This is a genomic window from Streptomyces sp. NBC_00597 (genome assembly GCF_041431095.1).
In the GTDB taxonomy this organism is placed as follows: Bacteria; Actinomycetota; Actinomycetes; order Streptomycetales; family Streptomycetaceae; genus Streptomyces.
The window spans coordinates 2032264-2050559 of sequence record NZ_CP107757.1 but is presented as its reverse complement, the minus strand read 5'-3'; the positions used below and the strand labels follow the sequence as shown (position 1 = coordinate 2050559).

Sequence of the window (18296 nt, the reverse complement as noted above, 5' to 3'; positions counted from 1 at the left end):
CCGGGACGCCGCCGCGCTGCGCCGACCAGCCGGTCGGGATCGATCAACGGGCGTATCCAAAGGGTGGCTACTTGATCGTAGGAGGCTGAAAGGGGTTGACTTCCACCTCTGCCACCGCACGCGAGAGGCAATACGTGGCCACCGAGCACCTTTCACCGCTCGACCTCGCCTTCTGGCGGATCGAATCCGCCACCCATCCCATGCACCTCGGGGCCCTCGCGGTCTTTGAAGCCGCACGAGCCCCCGGCGCCGGCCCCGGTCCGGGTTCTGGTTCCGAGCCCGACGCGGCGGTCCGCGCCGCCGAGCTGCTCACCGCCCGCTGCCCCACCGTCCCCGGTTTGCGCCGCCGCATCCACGACGTGCTGCTGCCGATCGGTGCGGCCGCCTGGTCGACCGACGCGGACTTCGATCCCGCCCGGCACGTGTTCCTCGTACGCACCGATGACCCCCAGGCCGCCGCCGGACCCCTGATGGCGCGGCCGCTCGACCGGGCGCGACCGCCGTGGGAGGCGCACGTCCTGGCCGGGCCCGATCCGCGCTCCTTCGCGGTCCTCTTCAAGTTCCACCACGCGCTCGCCGACGGGCTCGGAGCCCTCGCGCTGGCGGCCATGCTCTTCGACGAGGGCCCGCCCGCACGGGGCCCCGCGCGGCCGCTCCCCGCGCCGCAGTCGCCGGGCATCGCCCTGCGCAGCCTTCCCGGGATCCTGGCCGCCCGGGTCCAGGACTTCGGCCAGGCCCTGGAGATCGGCGCCTCCGTGGCCCGCGCCGGACTGCCCCTCGGCGTCTCGGCGGCCCTGACGGCCGTCCCGGCGCAGACCGGCACCCGCGCGGTCGCCGGCCTCGCGCTCGACCTCGACGACGTCAACCGCATCCGCAAGGTCGCCGGAGGCACGGTCAACGACGTGCTGATCGCCCTGGTCGCCGGCGCCCTGCGGCGCTGGCTGGTGGGCCGCGGCGACCCCGAGCCCGAGGGTGCCGGGCCGCGCGCCCTGATACCGGTATCCCGCCGCCGGCCCCGCGGCACCGCGAAGTACGGCAACCGGCTCTCCGGATACCTGCTCCGGCTCCCGCTCTCCGAGCCCGACCCGCTGCTGCGCCTGGACCGGGTGCGGACCGGCATGGACCGCAACAAGGAGGCCGGACCCGCCCGCGGCGCCGGGGCCGTCGCCCTGCTCGCCGACCACGTGCACCCGCTGGGGCACCGGCTCGGCGGCCCCCTGGTGGCCCAGGCGGCCCGGCTGCTGTTCGACATCCTGGTCACCAGCGTTCCGCTGCCCGGTTTCACCTTCTCCCTGGGTGGCAGCCGGGTCCGGGAGGTCTATCCGCTGGCCCCGCTCGCCCGCGGCCACTCGCTCGCCGTGGCGGTCTCCACCTACCAGGGCACGGTCCACTACGGCCTGGTCGCCGACGCGGCCGCCGTGCCGGACCTGGAGGCCCTCGCGGAGGCGCTGCGTGCCGAGCTCCACGAGTTCGTACGAGAGGTGTCGTAGTACGAGAACTTACGTAGTACGGTGACTCTCGTACGAGCTGCCGATCCGCGGCGAGCCCGGCCACATCCGGAGAGTCCTCCATGAGAGCTGCCCCCCTCGCCCCCGCCGATGCCGTTCCGACCGCTCCCGCGGGCCTCTTCACGCCGTTCACCCTGCGCTCGGTCACCGCGGCGAACCGGGTGTGGATGGCGCCGATGTGCCAGCACGTCGCCGAGGCCTCGGGGCCGGACGCGGGCGTGGCCCACGCATGGCACTTCGCGCACTACGCCGCCCGCGCGGTGGGCGGCGCGGGCCTGATCCTCCAGGAGGCCACCGCCGTCTCTCCGGAGGGCCGCATATCCCCGTACGACCTGGGCATCTGGAACGACACCCAGGTCGAAGCGCTGCGCCCGATCACCGCGTTCATCAAGGCCCAGGGCGCCGTCCCCGGCATCCAGATCGCCCATGCCGGCCGGAAGGCGTCGACGGGTCGTCCCTGGGAGGGCGGCCGCTACGTCGGGCCCGAGGCGGACGGCTGGTTGCCGAGTGCCCCGAGTCCGGTGCCGTTCGCCGAGGGCGACCCCGTGCCGCACGAGCTGACGACCGACGAGATCCACGAGATCACCGGCCGGTTCGCGGCGGCTGCGCGGCGTGCGCTGGCCGCGGGCTACGAGGTCGTCGAGATCCACGGGGCCCACGGCTACCTCATCGGCCAGTTCCTCTCCGCCGAAAGCAACCGGCGCACCGACGCCTACGGCGGCTCCTTCGAGAACCGCGCCCGTTTCGCCCTCGAAGTCGTCGACGCCGTACGGGCCGTGTGGCCCGAGGAGCTGCCGTTGTTCTTCCGGGTCTCCGCCACCGACTGGCTGGAGGAGTCGGGCTGGACCCCTGAAGACACGGTCCGTCTCGCCGGGCTGTTGCGCGAGCACGGCGTGGACCTGCTCGACGTGTCCACCGGCGGGATGACACCCAAGGCGGACATCCCGGTGGGCCCCGGCTATCAGGTGCCGTTCGCAGCCGAAGTCAAGGCCCGGACCGGCCTCCCGGTGGCCGCCGTCGGGCTGATCACCGAGCCGGAGCAGGCCGCCGCGGTCCTGGCCGACGGACGGGCCGACGCGGTCCTGCTCGGCCGCGAGCTGCTGCGCGACCCGTACTGGGCCCGCGGCGCGGCCGCCGAACTGGGCGCCGGGGTACGGGTGCCCACCCCTTACCACCGCGCCTGGTAGTCGTACCGCGGCTGCGCAGCCCGACGACCGGGTCCGATGGCGGCCGGATCGGGCTCGGGCGGGGGCGGCGGCCCCCGGGCGCCGGCAGCCGGTGTACTACGGTGGCTCTCGTACGAACAGGGAGCCGGGCGAGACGAGGGCAGACGTGACGGATACCACCACGCGCACGCTCGCCCACCCCGGACCCGCCGGGATCCGGCTCGAAGCGGTGCTGCACGCGCTGTCGGACCCGGTGCGGCTGTCGATCGTGCGGGACCTCGCGGCCACCCGGCAGGAGCTGGCGTGCTCGTACTTCGTCCTGCCGGTCACCAAGTCGACGACCACGCACCACTTCCGCGTCCTGCGGGAAGCCGGCGTGGTCCGCCAGACCTACCGCGGGACGGCGAAGATGAACGAGCTGCGCCGTACGGAGCTGGAAGAACTGTTCCCGGGGCTGCTCGACAGCGTGCTCACCGCAGCCGCCGCGGAGGCCGCCCGCCAGGCCGCCTAGACTGGCGGGTGTCCGGCCGATCATGGCCGGCCTGCCCGTGCCGGGCCGATCCGTGCGAGGCCGATCCGTGCCGGGCCGATCCGTGCCGGGCCGATCCGTGCCGGGCCGATCCGTGCGAGGCCGATCCGTGCCGGGCCGAGCCAGGCGAGGCTGATCCGTGCCGGGCGGGCCAGGCGAGGCCGGGCGGGCCAGGCGAGGCTGATCCGTGCCGGGCCAGGCCAGGCGAGGAAAGGCCAGGCGGGCCAGGCGAGGCCAGGCGAGGCCAGGCGAGGCCAGGCGAGGCCGATCCGTGCCGGCCGATCCGTGCCAGGCCCGGCCCCGTTCGGCCCGGCCAGGGCTCAGGTTCCCGCGTTCGCCGCTGCCAGCAGGCCCGGCCAGTCCGGGATCTTCACCGAGCGGCGGCCCAGCGAGTGCCCGAGGTCGGCCTCGGCCGCCTCGATCGCCAGCCAGCCCGGCCACTCCACCGGGTGCAGGCCCGCCGCCCGCAGTGCGTCCAGCGGGTCGCCCGGCAGGTCCCGCCCGGCCAGCACCGCAGCGTCCTGGAGCAGCGACGACGCCGTCTCCTTGGCGCAGGGCCGGTTGGTCCCGATCACCCCGGTCGGGCCGCGCTTGATCCAGCCCGCCACGTACTCGCCGACCGAGGCCCGGCCCTCGCGCAGCACCCGGCCCGCGGCGTGCGGGACCGTGGCCTTCACCGGGTCGAACGGGAGGCCGGGCAGCGGAACGCCCTGGTACCCCACCGAGCGCAGCACCAACTGCGCCTCGACGTCCTCGTAGGCGCCGGTCCCCACGACTCCGCCCCGGCCGTCCGGGGCGGTCCGCTCGAACCGGACCCCGGCGACCCGGCCGCCGGGGCCGGCCAGTACCTCCACCGGGCGCAGGTAGAACCGCAGCGCGATCCGGCGCCGGGCGTCGCCCGAGTCCTGCCCGGCCCAGCCGCGCAGCACCTCCAGGTTGCGCCGGGCCACTGCGGGCAGCGCGGCGGCCGCGCCCGGGTCGGCGTACGCGGGGTCGAGCGCCAGCTCGGCGGGGTCCACGACGGCGGCGACCTGCGGCAGAGTGCCCAACTCCCGCAGTTCCTTGGTGGTGAACTTGCCCTGCGAGGGCCCGCGCCGGGCCACCATCGACACCGATTTCACGCCACTGTCCGCGAGCGCGCCCAAGGCCGGCTGCGGCATGTCGGTCGGGGACAGTTCGGGCTCGCCGCGGGCCAGCATCCGCGTCACGTCCACGGCGACATTGCCCGCCCCGACGACCACCGCCGAGCCCACCGCGGGCAGGTCGAAGGCCTCGCCGACGGCATCCGGGTGCCCGCTGTACCAGGCGACGAAGGCCGTCGCGGAGTGCACGCCGGCGAGCTCCTCGCCGGGGATGCCGAGCAGCCGGTCGCGGGCGGCACCCACGCAGTACACCACCGCGTGGTAGAGCTCCAGCAGCCGCTCGGCGGGCAGCTGCGGTCCGCCGACCTCGACGTTGCCGAGGAAGCGGATCCGTTCGTCCTCCAGCACCGTGCGCAGGCTCCCCTGGAGCGACTTGATCTTCTCGTGGTCGGGGGCCACCCCGTAGCGCACCAGCCCGTACGGCGCGGGCAGCCGGTCCAGCACGTCGACGCGGACGCCCGGCACCTCACGCTGCTGGACCAATGTCTGAGCGGCGTAGACCCCGCTGGGGCCCGAACCGACGACGGCGACACGAAGCACGGCGGAGCTCCTCCCGCAGGTGCTCCCAGCATGCCACCGGGCCCGGCGGCCGTCAGCCCATGGCGCGCATCCGGTGGATTTCCGCGGTCTGGGTGGCCACCACCTCGTTGGCCATCTCCTCCACCGCGCCGTTGTTGCCGGCGGCCAGCACCTCGCCCGCCATCTTCACGGCGCCCTCGTGGTGGGCGGTCATCAGGGTGAGGAAGAGCCGGTCGAACTCGGCGCCCTTCGCCTCGGTGAGCCGTGCCAGTTGCTGCTCGGTCGCCATGCCCGGCATCGCGCCGTGGTCGTGGCCGGGCGGGCCTCCGGAAGGGGCGCCGGCCGGGGCCGGGTGGCGGGCCAGCCACTTCTCCATCGAGCCGATCTCGGGCTGCTGGGCGGCCGAGATCCGCTCGGCGAGCCGCTTGACCCCCTCCGCCGAGGCCCGCTCCGGGGCCAGCGCGCTCATGGTGAGGGCCTGCCGGTGGTGTTCGACCATGTGCTGCACGTACGTCCGGTCCGCCGCGTTGGGGCTGTCGTCGGGCTGCCTCCCGGCGGCCTCCTCGGGGGAGAGGGTGCGGGCCTTCTCGCCCGGTCTGCCGGGGGCGATGACCGCCGCCCCGGCGTCCTTCGTCCCGTCGCCGCCGTCGCCGTCCCGGCACCCGGCCAGGACGAGCAGGACTCCCGCGGCCACGACGGCCCCGGTGGTTCGACCGAGTAACCCCTTTGCCATGTCCATGGTAAGGAACATACTGCCGGGGTCCTGGTTCCGTTCCCACCACGAGCGGAATCGATCGGACTCCCATGGGAGGGCACAGTGACCTCGAAGCACACCACCAGAGTGCGGCACCGGAGTCTGGGGGCGGCCGTCGCCGCGGCCGGGCTGCTCACCACGCTGTTCGCGGCCGGACCCGCCGCCGCCACCCCCGATCCGGGGGAGTTATCACCCGGCAGCGCCTCTTCGCAGGGCGCGCAGCCGGCCGGGGAACCCGCCGCGGGCCGCGAACTCGCCCCCGGCGAGATCCCCGGCCAGGACGAGATCGTGCACAGCGCCAACGTCAAGCACCTGGCCAACGTCCCGAGCGCCGACCCGGGCGTCATCAACTCCGACCTGGCCTTTCAGGGCAAGTACGCCTACGCCGGCAACTACAACGGCTTCACGGTCTACGACATCGGCAACCCCAAGGTCCCGAAGGTCGTCAGCCGCGTGCTCTGCCCCGGCGGCCAGAACGACGTGTCCGTCCAAGGGGACCTGCTCTTCCTCTCCACCGACTCCTCGCGCAGCGACGACTCCTGCAACAGCGTCTCGCAGCCCGCGACGGAGAAGTCCTCCTGGGAGGGCATCAAGATCTTCGACATCAAGGACAAGAAGAGCCCCAAGTACATCAAATCCGTCGAGACCAACTGCGGCTCCCACACCCACACGCTGGTCCCGGGCGAGCGCGACATCTACCTCTACGTGGCCTCGTACTCCCCGAACGAGGCGTTCCCCGACTGCCAGCCGCCGCACGACGGCATTTCCGTGATCAAGGTCCCGAAGAAGAACCCGACGCAGGCGGCGGTCGTCGCCTTCCCCGTCCTCTTCCCGGACGGCGGCAACCCGGGCGCGCCCGACAACCCCGGCGTCTCGAAGACCACCGGCTGCCACGACATCACCGTGTTGCCGTCGAAGAAGCTGGCCGCCGGCGCCTGCATGGGCGACGGGATCCTCTTCGACATCAGCAAGCCCGAGCAGCCACGGGTCATCGACCGGGTGCAGGACAACGTGAACTTCTCCTTCTGGCACTCGGCGACCTTCAACGAGAAGGCCGACAAGGTGGTGTTCACCGATGAGCTGGGCGGCGGAGGCGGCGCCACCTGCAACGAGGCCACCGGCCCCAACCGCGGGGCCGACGGCATCTACGACATCACCGGCCGCGGCGACCAGCGCAAGCTCGTCTTCCGCAGCTACTTCAAGATCCCGCGGCTCCAGGCCGACACGGAGAACTGCGTGGCCCACAACGGCTCGCTGATCCCGGTCGGCGGCGGCCGCGACATCATGGTCCAGGCCTGGTACCAGGGCGGCGTCTCGGTGTGGGACTTCACCGACTCCGCCCGGCCCGAGGAGATCGGCTACTTCGAGCGCGGCCCGCTCACCACGGACAAGCTCGGACTCGGCGGGTCCTGGTCGGCGTACTACTACAACGGCCACATCTATTCGAACGACATCGTCAAGGGCCTCGACGTGCTACGGATCGACGACTGGCGCACCGAAGGCGCGAAGCGCGTGTGGATGGACCGGCTCAACGTGCAGAGCCAGCCCGAGTACCACTGACCCCGGCCCGCCTCAGCCCGCAGGGGGAAACGTTGCCTCGGGCGGCCCGCCCTCCGGCGGGACGCCGAGCTCCCAGTCCAGCCCGTAGCGCTGGAACAGCTCCGCACGCAGCCGCGCCCACGGCATCGGAGCCCCCGGCAGCAGGACCGCCACGACCGCACCCATCAGCAGTGCCCGCAGCAGCGGGTAGTCGGTGTCCACGTCCGCCGAGCCGTACCGCGTGACCGTGTCCCGGAGCAGCTCCGCCAGTCGCTGCTGCTCCGGGCACTGCACGAACCCCTCGGCCTGGAGGATCCCCGCCATGTGCGTCCGCATCAGCAGCGGCTCGTCCCGGGCGAGCCCGAGGATCGCGTCGACCGCCCGGGCGAGCCGTTCGCGCCCGTCGTTGCTGCGCGGTTCCCGCTCCAGGGCCGCGTCCAGCGTCAGGTGCATCAGCCGGTGCACCGCCGACTGGAGCAGCTGCCGTTTGCCGGGGAAGTAGTACGAGACCAGGCCGCGGGCCGCACCCGCCCGGTCGGCGATGTCGCCGAGCGTCGTGGCTTCGTAGCCGCGCTCGGCGACGAGTTCGACCGTGGCCTGGAGCAGCCGCTCCCGGGAACGTCTGCGCAATTCTTCATTGACCGATGCGCTGCGCGGGGACATGCTTACTCCTGCGTTGACTGGCTCCGGGCCAATATACTCAGCGCACGGGGTCGCCTGCTCTGGGCGACGCGGGGGATCGCCCAGAGCAGGGATTTCCACACCCCACACGGGAAGACCGGATCCGGCCCGTCCCGGCCTGCGGCAGGCGTCTCCCACTCCGTCAGTGATGTGACGGGCTCGGCGAGTCGACCGTTCACGCGCTGTACGAGGGGGTCCCCATGGCCTACGAGACCGTTGCCCGGGAAGTGGAGATCGCGACCGCCGGTGCCGCGCCGATGACCGCGTACGTCGCCCGCCCCGCGGGAGGCGACCGCCACCCGCTGGTACTCGTCGGATCGGAACTGTGGGGGCTGACCGAGGACGTCCGCGGCGTCGTCCGGCAGGTCGCCGCGCTCGGCTACGTCGCGATCGCCCCGAACCTCTACCACCGCTCCGGCGCCGGGACCGCCCGCGGCCTCACGGAAAGCGCCGCAAACCGGGAACGCGCCTTCGAGCTGCTCGGGCAGCTGACCCGGGACGGCGTCGAGGAGGACCTGCGCTCCGCCATCGCCCACGCCCGCTCCCACGAGCAGGCCACGGAGGAGACCGGCGTGCTCGGGTTCAGCCTGGGCGGGCACATCGCCTACTTCGCGGCCACCCGGCTCGACCTCGCGGCGGCAGCGATCTTCTACCCCGGCTGGCTGCCCGTCGCGGGCACCGCGCTGAGCCGCCCCGAGCCGCTGCTGGCGGCCACCGGCGCGATCGCCGAGCGCGACGTGCGGATCGTGCTGTTCTTCGCGGAACTCGACCACGTCATCGACGCGGAGCAGCGCGCGCAGATCGGTGACGCGCTGGAGGCGGCCGGACCACGGCACGAGGAGGTCGTCTACCCCGGCGCCCGGCACGCCTTCTTCTTCCCCGGGCGCGAACCGTACGACAAGGCCGCTGCCGAGGACTCGTGGACGCGGGTGCGCGAGCTCTTCGCCGCCGAACTCGGCCGGTAGGAGCCCCGTCCACGGCGGGTGGGCGGGCGGATCAGGTCAGGTCAGGGCGCTCAGGCCCGGCGTCAGGGCCACCGCCAGCGGGACCGCGGGCAGCAGCGTGGCCAACGCCGTGAGCCGCAGCCGGCGGCCCGCCGAGAGCCGGGGCGCCGCCGAGAGCAGCCGGCGCACCCGCTCCGACACGTGCGGCTGCGGGCTCGGATAGGGCCCGAACACCCCCCGGTCCTCGTTGAGACCGACCAGGGCGAGCGCGATCGTCAGCCTCCCGAACCGTCGCGAGGCCACGTCGTCGGCAGCCAGCTCGACGAGCCGGTGCATCTCCGCCTCGAACGCCGCGAACACCGGCACCTGCGGGAACCCTCCCGCCAGCGCCCGCGAGCAGTGCAGCAGCCAGTCGTGCCGGGCCTGCGCGTGCCCCTGCTCGTGCGCCAGTACGGCGTCCAGTTGGCTCCCCTTGAGCCGTCCGAGCGCGGCCGTCGTCACCACCAGCTGCGGCGCCGCGCCCGGCAGCCACCACGCATCGGGCCGCGTTCCCTCCAGGACGACGAGCCGAGCCCCTGCCGGGTCCTCCCCGGGCAGCAGCGGCGCCCGTACGAGCAGCTCGGCGCCCCGTGCCCGCCGCCGGGCCCGGGCCCGCAGCACCTCCCGGGTCAGCCGGGCCCCGGTCCACAGCCCGCCGCCCGCCAACGCCAGCGCGGTCCCCGCGGCCCACGGGCCGCCGGTCGGGCCCAGCGCGTACGCGTCGACCACCCCGTGCGGTGCCTTCGCGAAGAGCGGGCCCCGGACGGCCAGCCAGGCGGCGGCCGCGCTCAGCAGCATCGACAGCGCGAAGCACAGCAGCACCGCGCCCACCACGCACTGCCACACCCACAGGGCGACGACGGGCTCACGCTCGGGCCACTCGGCCCGGGCCAGCAGACGGGGGGCGAACACCGCGGTCAGGGCGCCGAGCAGCAGGAGTGCGGCGGGGACCATCATGGTCGCCAGCCTATGAGCGCGCGACTACCTGCGGGTACGGGCTTTCGGGATTGGTGACGCAGGACACGTTTGCCTCCCGGGTCACAGGCCGGGCAGCATCGCCAACATCCCGATCCCCATGGCCAGTCGGCAAGCCCGCGTCAGTTCCGCGGGCGACACCTGCGGCCCGCCCGCGATCTGCGGCGCAACCCCGCCCGCCGTCACCAGTCGGGCCCCCCCGAGCAGCACGTACCCCGCGTAGTAGAGCAGCAGCGCCCCGGTGACGAGCGGCAGGCCCCCGCCGTGCCCGTGGCCGGCGGTCATCGTCAGCGCCATGTACGCCATCGCCAGCGAACCGACCAGGTGGTGGGTGTGGTGCACCCCGCCCCGCAGCAGCCACAGGGCGTGCAGGACGGCCCCGCAGAAGACGGCCAGCAGGATCCCGGGCCCCCACGGGCCGATGCCCGACGGCACGGCCATCACCGCCATCCCGAACCCCATCACGGCCTCGCCCGCCGCCGCGCCGCGCGCCTCCCGCTCCGATCTGCGCACCCGCCGCAGGCAGTACGCCCCGCTGACGAAGCACAGGAGCACGAGCAGCCAGGCGGAGAGCGAAGCGGGAAGGGACATGGCGGGACCGTGCACGGCGGAACCTCCCGGTTCGTCGGCGTCACCGGAAGAGATGCCCCGGCCCGCAGGCCCGCACGCCGCCCCGGGTTAGGCTCTGCGTGCCGCACCGGGCATGTCATATGCCGCCGAGCGAAACGGAGCCCCCGATGTCGACCGCCCACCCCGCCGCCCTGAACTTCCGCAGTGCCGTCGAGACGGACGTACCGGAACTGGTGGTCCTCGTCGAGTCGGCCTACCGCGGGGACGCCAGCCGTGCCGGCTGGACCACCGAGGCGGACTACCTGGACGGCCAGCGCACGGACCCGGACGGGGTCCGCGCGATCATCGAATCCGCCGACGGAGTCCTGCTCGTCGTCGAGCGCGCCGGCGAACTCGTCGCCTGCTGTCAGCTCGAACACCGCGGCGACCACGCCTACTTCGGGATGTTCGCGGTCCGCCCCGGGCTCCAGGGCGGTGGCCTCGGCAAGGAGATCCTCGCCGAGGCGGAGCGCCGCGCCGTCGAGACGTGGGGCGCCAAGGAGATGCGGATGACGGTGGTGAGCGTACGGGAGGAGCTCATCGCCTACTACGTGCGCCGCGGCTACCGGCGCACCGGCGAGCTGAGCCCCTTCCCCTACGGCGACGAGCGGTTCGGCGTCCCGCTCCGCGACGACCTGGCCTTCGAGCTGCTGGTCAAGCCGCTGTAGCGCGCAGCGGGCGCCGCCGTCAGGCGATGAACCGGCCCGTGCTGCGGATCTCCGGGAAATCGGTGGCCGCGCCGTCCAGTTCGAGCGCCCGCGCCACCCGAAGCTGTTGCAGGGTGTTGACGGTCCAGCCGATCACCCGCAGCCCGGCCGCGTGCACCGACTCCACCGTGTCCAAGGTGAGCTCGCGGATGTTCAGGGCGACCGTCCCCGCACCGGCGGCCAGCGCCCGGTCCACGATGGTCCTGCGGTGCGCGAGGTGCACATCCGCGTACAGGCAGCCGCGCAGCCCCGGCACCAACCGGACCGTCTGCGCGAGCACCTCGTCGTGGAAGGAGGCGACCTCCACCCGCGTGGTCAGGTCGTGGCGCAGGACGAGCTCCGCCAGCGCCGCGGCGGCGGCCCCGCTCTGCACCGACACCTGGAGCGGGGTGCGGACCGCGTCCAGCACCTCCTCGAAGACCGGCACGTGCTCGCCCTGACCGGCGTCCAGCTCGCGCAGCGCGGCCACGGTCAGGTCGGCGACGGATCCGGAGCCGTCGGTGGTCCGGTCCACCTCGGCGTCGTGCAGGACGACGAGCACGCCGTCCTTGCTCAGCTGCAGATCCAGCGCGATGACGTCCATCCCGGAACGTTCCGCGCGGACGAACGACCGCAGGGTGTTCTCAGGTTCGACACCCATGACCCCGCGGTGACCGATGGTGAGGAAAGTCAAGGTTCTCTCGCTTCCGTCGACGGCGGCTCCCGCGCGGTCGCGGTGTCCCTACCGGCCGCGCGCGGTGAGGACGCATGCTAGTGCGCCGGTGATGCGATGAGACCGTGCGTGCAGCGCCCGGAACGGGGCCGTCGGCCGGTTCCCGCCAGGGTTGTGCGCCTCCGCACGCCGTGCGGCGGCCCTGCCGCGTCACCCGGGCGTGGGCGCGTCCCCACCGCCTTGACGATCGGCGTCCGCGGCCGCCGCCGCGGCCCCGGCCGGCTCGGCGAGATCGGCCAGCAGGGCCTCGCCCAGCTCCAGTTCGGCCAGGTGCTGCCGCTCGCTCCAGCGCAGCGCGAGCGCGGGGAACGCCCACTCCGGCACCTCGGCCGCATGCGCCACGGCCTCGCGTACGGCGGCCAGTTCGCCCCGGGTGCGCTCCAGGTGGTCGCTGACCATCGCGCGCAGCAGTTCCGGCTCGGCGAGGTGACCGAGCCAGACCCGCAGTAGCAGACCGTGCTTGAGTACCGGGGGGCCGGCCTCCGCGGTGTCCGAGGCCCACCCGGCGAGGGCCTCGCGCCCGGCGTCGGTGATGGCGTAGCGGCGCTTGGCCCGTAGCTCCTGGGGGCCCGATCGGGTCGAGGCCGCGTAGCCGAGCTCCTCCAGCCGGCGCAGCTCGGCGTAGATCTGGCTGATGGCCGGGGACCAGTAGAAGAAGCGCAGGGAGGAGTCCGCCCACTTCTTCAGCTCGTAGCCGGTGCGCTCCCCGGGGAAGGACAGCAGCCCGAGCACCGCCCATGCGGTCGGCGGAAGGTCTTGCTTCTGCGATGTATGACTACTAGTCATATTCCGAATTGAAGTGTGGCCGGGCACGGGACGCAAGCCTGGAGGCATCGTGAAATTCTCCGTGATCTTCGAAGCTCGGCTCGCCGACCCGACCGTGGAGCGGGAGCGCCAAGTCATCCACGACTGCGTGGAGCAGGCCGTGCTCGCCGAGCGCGTGGGATTCGACCGGATCTGGGCCGTCGAGCACCACTCCCTGAAGTGGTAGCGCATGGGTTGTGCGCAGGAGTAGCTCTCCGTCTGATCTTGGCGCACCCTACTGGTTCCCAAGGCCGCGTAGGCGGCCCAGGATGCACGAAGCCCCGGGGTGCGGAGATCCCCGGGGCTGGTTCGTGGGCGACGCGTCAGGTCAGGCTTGAGAGTCGCTCCCGCGACGCTCGACTCACAGTCTGGCTGCGCCTGGCCCGCGCACTCCAGGTCCCCCTCGCGTAGCTCGTACGCGAGTAGCCCCGGCCGGGGAAGGGAACCGGCCGGGGCTACTCAGAAGGGTCAGTCCTCGTCAGGCTCCGGCACGATGAACCCCCGTACCGGCTGCGGACCCCGTCGGTCCGGCTCGCCCTGCCACGCGCGCAGCTCGGCGACGACGTCTGAGTACCTCGGATCGATCCACTCGGTCATGCGCGGAGCCTACGCCTACGCCTAGCCCTTGGGCTTCGGGATGATGACGATCGGCCCCTCGGGACCCGAGTGCTGGCAATTCGCCGCCACGGGAATCATGGTGTCCTCCGGCCCCCGCCACAGGTCCCGATCCACCGAGTAGCCGGCAGCCTCGATCGCGGCGATCGTACGTTCGATGCTGGCCTGCGACCGTCGCCCCGGGTCGGGCCGCTCCGGGACGTGATGGATGAAGCCGCCGAGCCGCGCGCACAGGGTCTGGTAGAGGCCGGTGTGAAGGATGAGCGCGTGCCATCCCTCATCGACCACGCGGGACGGTGCGAGGCCCCCGGAGGTGGCGGCCGCGGTGGCCAGGTAGGCGAGCGCGTCTACCAGGATGCGGCCGGCCATGCCCGGTTCCATGCCCGGGTTGTTGTCCAGGATGGTGTGCATGACCGCGGAGAAGTCGGCATCGCCGAGAAGCGCGCGAGGGTTGACCCGCGTCGCGGTCATCGTCGCGGTCGCGCCCGGCGGCGGGACGGGGTTCTCCGGGGGCAGGTTCTTGCACGGCATGGTGTCTCCTCGATGAGGTTCCGATGGTGCGATGGACCCGCCCCGGCGCCCGCGGGAGAACGCAGCGGACGTCGGGCCGGGAGTCTCGTTGGGTCAGCGCCCGTCGCGTTCTGCGGCGGTGATGCGCCTACATGTCGGGACGCCGTGGCGGTGCACGTGCTAGTTCGGCCGGGCCCCGCTCGCCGAGTCCACGACGACCGTCTCGGCATCGTCAGCCCCACCGCCACGACCCCGACGACCGGGCGGCATGGTGGCGTCCGTGGCTCGACCTCATCGCGGCCACCGTCGCCCGCGGTGTCACCGTGCGGCGGGCCCGCATCGTCTCCGAGCCGGTCAGCGAGTACACCCGCTTCCTGTACGACGGGACGTTCACCAACGTAGCCGCCGGAGAGGAGGTGCGCTGGCTCCCCCGGCGGCAGGCCAGTGACATCGCCCTGCCGGGCAACGATTTCTGGCTCATCGACGGACGACTCATCCGCTGGAACCACTTCACCGGCGACGGGGATTCCGCCGGCGGAGAGATGAGCGAAAACCCGGCCGCAGCCAAGCTGTGCGCGGACGCCTTCGAGACCGTCTGGGCACGGGCGGTCCCGCACGACAGCTTCGAAATCAGGTAGGCGGAGCCCAGCTCATGCCCGTATCCCCGTCATCCGCGGCGCAGGCCGCCCGCTGCAGCGTGGCTCACCGTCTGCGTGAGCTGCGCTCGGAGGCGGGTCTAAGCGGCAGCGAGCTGGGCACCCGCTGCGGCTGGACTCACTCCAAGTCCTCCCGCATCGAGAACGCCCGCACACCGCCCACGCCGGACGACATCCGCCGGTGGTGCGAGGCCTGCGGCGCGGCCGACCAGGCCCGCGACATCATTGCCCAGTCTCAGAACGCCGAGTCGCTCTATACGGAGTGGCGCCGCCGCTCCCGCAGTGGCCTCAAGCAGTTGCAGAACAGCTACATCCCTCTGTTCCGGTCCACTCGCCTCTTCCGCGTGTACTCCGCCACGCTCCTGCCGCACTTCATCCAGACCGAGGGCTACGCCGCCGGGCTGCTCACCGCCATCAGTCTGTTCCGGGACATCCCCAACGACGTCGCCGAGGCCGTGGCCGCCCGGATGGAGCGCAACCTGATCCTGCGCGAGCCGGGCCGCCGCTACGTCCTCCTCGTCGAGGAGACCGCGCTCCGCCACCAACTGGCCGACACCGAGGCCATGGCCGCCCAGCTCGGCTATCTGATGACTGTGGGCGCGATGCCGTCCGTGAGCCTGGGCATCATCCCCATGGCCACCCCGAAACGGGCTCAGTGGCCGCTGGAGACGTTCCACATGTACGACGACACCCTTGTGTCGGTGGAGCTCCTCGCCGCCCGTGTCACGGTCACCCAGCCGAGCGAGATCGCCCTCTACGAAAAGGCATTCGCGGCGCTCCAGAAGATGGCGGTGTACGGCGCGGATGCCCGGGCACTGGTCATGGAAGCCGTCGCCGCCCTGCAATAGCGAGCGCGCCCGACCCCGCATCGCCAGTAGCTAGCCCCGGACAGCACGGAAGCGCCCCCTCCCGCCCGAAGGCGAGAGGGGGCGTTGTGCTGGAGGGGTCAGGAGACGCCGTACCACTGCGACGCCCAGCCCGTGTTGATGATCGAAGTGGACTGCTCCGGCCGGGGCTACCTCAGCGTCAGCGCGCGACCACGAAACCCCGCTCGGGCTGCCTGCCTTGCGCCGCGGATACTCGGGCTCGGACTGCGGCCGTAACGTTCCGACCGTCCTCGTCGACCACCAGCCACGCTCCGTCAAGGTTGTCCGGGGCCGCCGGGATCACAGCCCCACAGATTCCGTACTGCCTCATGGCGGCGTGCAGCTCGTGAGCCTCACTGGGAGTCATGTCCTCGCCCTCTCCGTCGGTGTTCGCCGAACCTACTACTCCCCGTCGCCCCCGCCGTGCGTCGCGCACCCGCCAGGGTTGATCGGCCCGCAGCCGCCGGGCATCGGGGTGTGCCACGTCTTCCCCCGACGGTGACCGTGGTCTCCGACGGTCCCGCCCAGAGCTCGACATCTGGCTCGTACCCGGTCGCGCGCATGGTGTCGAGGGTGTACTCGATGACGTCCGGGCGGAATCCATGCGGATTGTTCGGCCGCTCGGGGAAGTGGTGGACGAACCCGCCAAGCCGCGTGCACAGCTCGCTGTACAGCTTGGTGTGGAGGATGGCAGCGTGCCAGCCCTCATCCACGACCGGGGACGGAGCGAGCCGCTTCTCCGGGTTGGCGGCGCACGTGGCGATGAACGAAACTCCCTCGGTGACGATCTGCTTGGCCAACGCTTCGGCCATCCCCGGGTTGTTGTCCAGGACCGTCGCCACCAGGCCCGTGAACGCCTGGTCGGTTAGGAGGCCCCGGGCAGTCAGGGGCGGATTGCGGTGAGGGTGGTTCCAGGCGGTGCGACGGGGCCCGTGGCGTCGCAAGGCGGCGGCGCGGGTTCTCCGGGCTGAGCTTTGCACGGCATGGTGTCTCCTCGATGAGGTTCCGATGGTGCGATGCCGGACCAGGCGTTGGAGATCGGACGGGCCGCCGCGGAGATCGCGGTGGAGACCCGGTCGGTACGGATGGCCCGTGAACTGGCCACGCTGGAGCGGGCCATGCGGCCATGGCACGATGCCCCCGTAGGCCGGGACCTTGCTGAGATCCTGGCGCCTGTCACGGAGGGGAACTGACATGGGCGTGCCCAAGCCGATGACGCATGAGGAAATCGCCGAACACCTGGCTGGCCTGCCCGGATGGGAGCAGGACGGCGACGTGATCACCCGCACGTATCCGATTCGGTATCACGCGGCGGTTGCGGCGATCGTTACGATCGCGGACCGGTCGCGGCGGATTCAGCACCACGCGGATCTCGACCTCCGCATCGACCACCTGCGCGCGTCGATCACCACGCACGATGCCGGGAACCGGCTGACCCGGGCCGACTTCGACCTGGCGCACCGCATCGATGCGATCGTGGCCGCGCACCAGGCCCTCCCGCTGGACTGACCTGAGACGGATGAAATCGCCCCCTCCCGGCCCTGAGGCCGAGAGGGGGCGTTGCGTTGTCAGGAGACCCCGTACCGCTGGCTGGCCCAGCCGGTGCTGGTGACGCTCGTCGACTGGCCCGACAGAGTCGGCGAGGCCGGCAGCGACGTCTGCGCCGTCAGCATGTTGCTGTAGCGCAGGTTCGGCGCGGCGAGGCCCGCGTTCACACTGACCCCGGCGCCGCTCGCCTTGAAAGGCAGGGAGTCGGTGGCCCAGGTCCCACCCAAGAGCATGGCGATGAAGTAGGTGCCTGCCGGCGCCGAGAACGGCGTCACCAGCGCTAGAGGCTTGGCGACCGCGCCCGTCATCAGCGACGACGAGATGTCCGCCGTCGTCCCCAGCAGGGCGCCCGCGCTGGAGTACACGCCGAGGTAACAGTTCGACAGGACCGCAGCTGCATCGATCCCCGACAGACCAATCCAAATGTTCGACCACGTGATGTCCTCGCGGAGGATGATCCGCACCAGCGTGATCCGACCCGCGACACCCGCATTCGACTGCGCCGTAACGTGGCCCGAGGTCTTCCTGACCTGGGTCGCGGCCCGGACGCACACCATGCGCATCGGCCACGGCGTGGTCTGCATGCCCTTCAACTTCAACCACCCGGTCCGCGTCGCCGAGCGGGCCGCCATGCTCGACCTGCTCTCAGGGGGCCGCCTGGACCTGGGCGCCGGGCGCGGCGGCACCGAGCAGGAGACCTCCCCTGTGCGGGGTCGACCGGGAGCGCACCGCCCAGGAGGTGGAGGAGGCCCTGCGGATCATCCGCAAGGCCTGGCAGGAGGAGGAGCTGGAGTACCACGGCGAGCTGATCGACATCGACCCGCACCCGATCCTGCCGGGGCCGCGGCAGACCCCGCACCCGCCGCTGTTCCTGGCGTGCAGCCGTGCCGAGACCCTGGTCCAGGCCGCGGAGCTGGGTGTCGGGGCCCTGGTGACGGGCTTCGCCGGGCCCGAGTCCATCGGCGCGATGAGGGCGGTCTACGGCGGGGCGCTCACCGCCCGCGACGGCGACCGCTTCGTCTCCACCGCGGTCAACGACCACTTCTCGGTGCTCTGCCCGACCATCGTCCTCGCCGATCCGGCCGAGGCGCGCCGGATCGGCGTCCGGGGTCAGCGGTTCTTCGCCCAGTCCATCGGCCACTGGTACGGCGGCGCCGGCATCCCGGACGAGGCCGTGGTCGCCGGCGCCGACGAGGCGGCGCAGATGCGTCGGGCGGCCGAGCAGGTGGTGGCGGCTGCACGAGCAGGACATCCCGGTGCAGCCGACGTCGACGGCCACGTTCCGGGCCGACCACGCGTACGGGAGCGCGGACGCCGCCATCGCGTACGTGCAGCGGCTCAAGGATGCGGGGGCGGACGAGATCATGTGCCTGATCCAGATGGGCACCGTGCCGCAGGAAGCCTGTCTGGAGACCTTGCGGCAGTGGGGCGAGAAGGTCATCCCGCACTTCCGCACGGCCTGAGGGGGGCGCC

General features: G+C 72.4%; 20 protein-coding genes and 3 pseudogenes. 12 read left to right on the top strand and 11 right to left on the bottom strand.

The features are described from left to right. Positions 1-134 precede the first annotated feature (134 nt). From OG974_RS08860 to OG974_RS08850, 3 genes are all read left to right on the top strand, one after another. Positions 135-1490 (top strand): wax ester/triacylglycerol synthase family O-acyltransferase, encoded by a 1356-nt coding sequence (locus OG974_RS08860; RefSeq protein WP_327286010.1) that lies wholly within the window; start codon positions 135-137, stop codon positions 1488-1490. 80 nt (positions 1491-1570) lie between these two features. Beyond that, on the top strand, positions 1571-2695 hold the full coding sequence (locus OG974_RS08855) for an NADH:flavin oxidoreductase/NADH oxidase (RefSeq protein ID WP_371646078.1): 1125 nt from the start codon (positions 1571-1573) through the stop codon (positions 2693-2695). Positions 2696-2840: 145 nt separating this feature from the next. Then, positions 2841-3185 (top strand): helix-turn-helix domain-containing protein, encoded by a 345-nt coding sequence (locus OG974_RS08850; protein ID WP_327282127.1) that lies wholly within the window; start codon positions 2841-2843, stop codon positions 3183-3185. A 338-nt stretch (positions 3186-3523) separates the two neighbouring features. Here the strand turns inward: OG974_RS08850 and OG974_RS08845 are convergent, their stop codons facing one another. After that, a complete protein-coding gene (locus OG974_RS08845; RefSeq protein WP_327282125.1) occupies positions 3524-4885 on the bottom strand; it encodes an FAD-dependent oxidoreductase in 1362 nt (453 codons plus the stop codon). A 52-nt stretch (positions 4886-4937) separates the two neighbouring features. After that, positions 4938-5603 (bottom strand): DUF305 domain-containing protein, encoded by a 666-nt coding sequence (locus OG974_RS08840; RefSeq protein ID WP_327282124.1) that lies wholly within the window; start codon positions 5601-5603, stop codon positions 4938-4940. Positions 5604-5681: 78 nt separating this feature from the next. Between OG974_RS08840 and OG974_RS08835 the strand changes: the two genes are divergently transcribed. After that, the gene (locus OG974_RS08835; protein WP_328761919.1) at positions 5682-7178 is read left to right on the top strand and encodes a hypothetical protein; all 1497 of its coding nucleotides are present in this window, start codon (positions 5682-5684) and stop codon (positions 7176-7178) included. 12 nt (positions 7179-7190) lie between these two features. On the opposite strand, the gene OG974_RS08830 is transcribed toward OG974_RS08835, so the two are convergent. After that, positions 7191-7820, bottom strand: coding sequence for a helix-turn-helix domain-containing protein (locus OG974_RS08830; RefSeq protein WP_329312874.1), 630 nt, complete (start codon positions 7818-7820; stop codon positions 7191-7193). 218 nt (positions 7821-8038) lie between these two features. On the opposite strand from OG974_RS08830, the gene OG974_RS08825 reads away from it, so the two are divergent. Then, positions 8039-8803 carry a dienelactone hydrolase family protein gene (locus OG974_RS08825; protein ID WP_371646075.1) on the top strand — a complete coding sequence of 255 codons (765 nt, stop codon included), beginning with the start codon at positions 8039-8041 and terminating at the stop codon, positions 8801-8803. A gap of 36 nt (positions 8804-8839) precedes the next feature. Here OG974_RS08825 and OG974_RS08820 read toward each other — a convergent pair whose 3' ends face one another. Beyond that, the gene (locus tag OG974_RS08820; RefSeq protein ID WP_327282120.1) at positions 8840-9778 is read right to left on the bottom strand and encodes a M56 family metallopeptidase; all 939 of its coding nucleotides are present in this window, start codon (positions 9776-9778) and stop codon (positions 8840-8842) included. Between the two features lie 81 nt (positions 9779-9859). Further along, on the bottom strand, positions 9860-10387 hold the full coding sequence (locus tag OG974_RS08815; protein ID WP_371646074.1) for a DUF5134 domain-containing protein: 528 nt from the start codon (positions 10385-10387) through the stop codon (positions 9860-9862). Between the two features lie 146 nt (positions 10388-10533). Between OG974_RS08815 and OG974_RS08810 the strand changes: the two genes are divergently transcribed. Then, positions 10534-11073, top strand: a complete 540-nt coding sequence (locus OG974_RS08810) for a GNAT family N-acetyltransferase (protein WP_327282118.1) — start codon at positions 10534-10536, stop codon at positions 11071-11073. A gap of 19 nt (positions 11074-11092) precedes the next feature. On the opposite strand, the gene OG974_RS08805 is transcribed toward OG974_RS08810, so the two are convergent. Then, complete coding sequence (locus tag OG974_RS08805; RefSeq protein ID WP_327282117.1) at positions 11093-11785, bottom strand: glycerophosphodiester phosphodiesterase family protein; 693 nt, start codon at positions 11783-11785, stop codon at positions 11093-11095. A gap of 189 nt (positions 11786-11974) precedes the next feature. Continuing rightward, complete coding sequence (locus tag OG974_RS08800) at positions 11975-12610, bottom strand: PadR family transcriptional regulator (protein ID WP_371646071.1); 636 nt, start codon at positions 12608-12610, stop codon at positions 11975-11977. A 49-nt stretch (positions 12611-12659) separates the two neighbouring features. Between OG974_RS08800 and OG974_RS08795 the strand changes: the two are divergent. Then, a pseudogene (locus tag OG974_RS08795) lies at positions 12660-12812 on the top strand (LLM class flavin-dependent oxidoreductase); the annotation flags it as partial. 284 nt (positions 12813-13096) lie between these two features. Here OG974_RS08795 and OG974_RS08790 read toward each other — a convergent pair. Together OG974_RS08790 and OG974_RS08785 are read right to left on the bottom strand one after the other, a co-directional pair. Further along, a complete protein-coding gene (locus tag OG974_RS08790) occupies positions 13097-13225 on the bottom strand; it encodes a hypothetical protein (protein ID WP_371646069.1) in 129 nt (42 codons plus the stop codon). Between the two features lie 21 nt (positions 13226-13246). Continuing rightward, complete coding sequence (locus tag OG974_RS08785; RefSeq protein WP_371646068.1) at positions 13247-13774, bottom strand: hypothetical protein; 528 nt, start codon at positions 13772-13774, stop codon at positions 13247-13249. A 209-nt stretch (positions 13775-13983) separates the two neighbouring features. On the opposite strand from OG974_RS08785, the pseudogene OG974_RS08780 reads away from it, so the two are divergent. Both OG974_RS08780 and OG974_RS08775 read left to right on the top strand, forming a co-directional pair. Beyond that, positions 13984-14391, top strand: a pseudogene (locus tag OG974_RS08780) (DUF6879 family protein); the annotation flags it as partial. A gap of 14 nt (positions 14392-14405) precedes the next feature. After that, a complete protein-coding gene (locus OG974_RS08775; protein WP_327282113.1) occupies positions 14406-15257 on the top strand; it encodes a helix-turn-helix transcriptional regulator in 852 nt (283 codons plus the stop codon). Between the two features lie 371 nt (positions 15258-15628). Here OG974_RS08775 and OG974_RS08770 read toward each other — a convergent pair whose 3' ends face one another. Further along, positions 15629-16117, bottom strand: a complete 489-nt coding sequence (locus OG974_RS08770; protein WP_371646065.1) for a hypothetical protein — start codon at positions 16115-16117, stop codon at positions 15629-15631. Between the two features lie 174 nt (positions 16118-16291). Between OG974_RS08770 and OG974_RS08765 the strand changes: the two genes are divergently transcribed. Next, on the top strand, positions 16292-16468 hold the full coding sequence (locus OG974_RS08765; protein ID WP_328761903.1) for a hypothetical protein: 177 nt from the start codon (positions 16292-16294) through the stop codon (positions 16466-16468). A 1-nt stretch (position 16469) separates the two neighbouring features. Further along, a complete protein-coding gene (locus tag OG974_RS08760) occupies positions 16470-16784 on the top strand; it encodes a 4a-hydroxytetrahydrobiopterin dehydratase (protein WP_136211404.1) in 315 nt (104 codons plus the stop codon). Positions 16785-16843: 59 nt separating this feature from the next. Here OG974_RS08760 and OG974_RS08755 read toward each other — a convergent pair whose 3' ends face one another. Beyond that, positions 16844-17380: a hypothetical protein gene (locus OG974_RS08755; RefSeq protein ID WP_371646767.1), complete on the bottom strand. Its 537-nt coding sequence runs from the start codon at positions 17378-17380 to the stop codon at positions 16844-16846. On the opposite strand from OG974_RS08755, the pseudogene OG974_RS08750 reads away from it, so the two are divergent. Continuing rightward, positions 17277-18286: pseudogene (locus OG974_RS08750) on the top strand (LLM class flavin-dependent oxidoreductase). The gene OG974_RS08755 and the pseudogene OG974_RS08750 sit on opposite strands and share 104 nt — an antisense overlap. Positions 18287-18296: the final 10 nt, after the last annotated feature.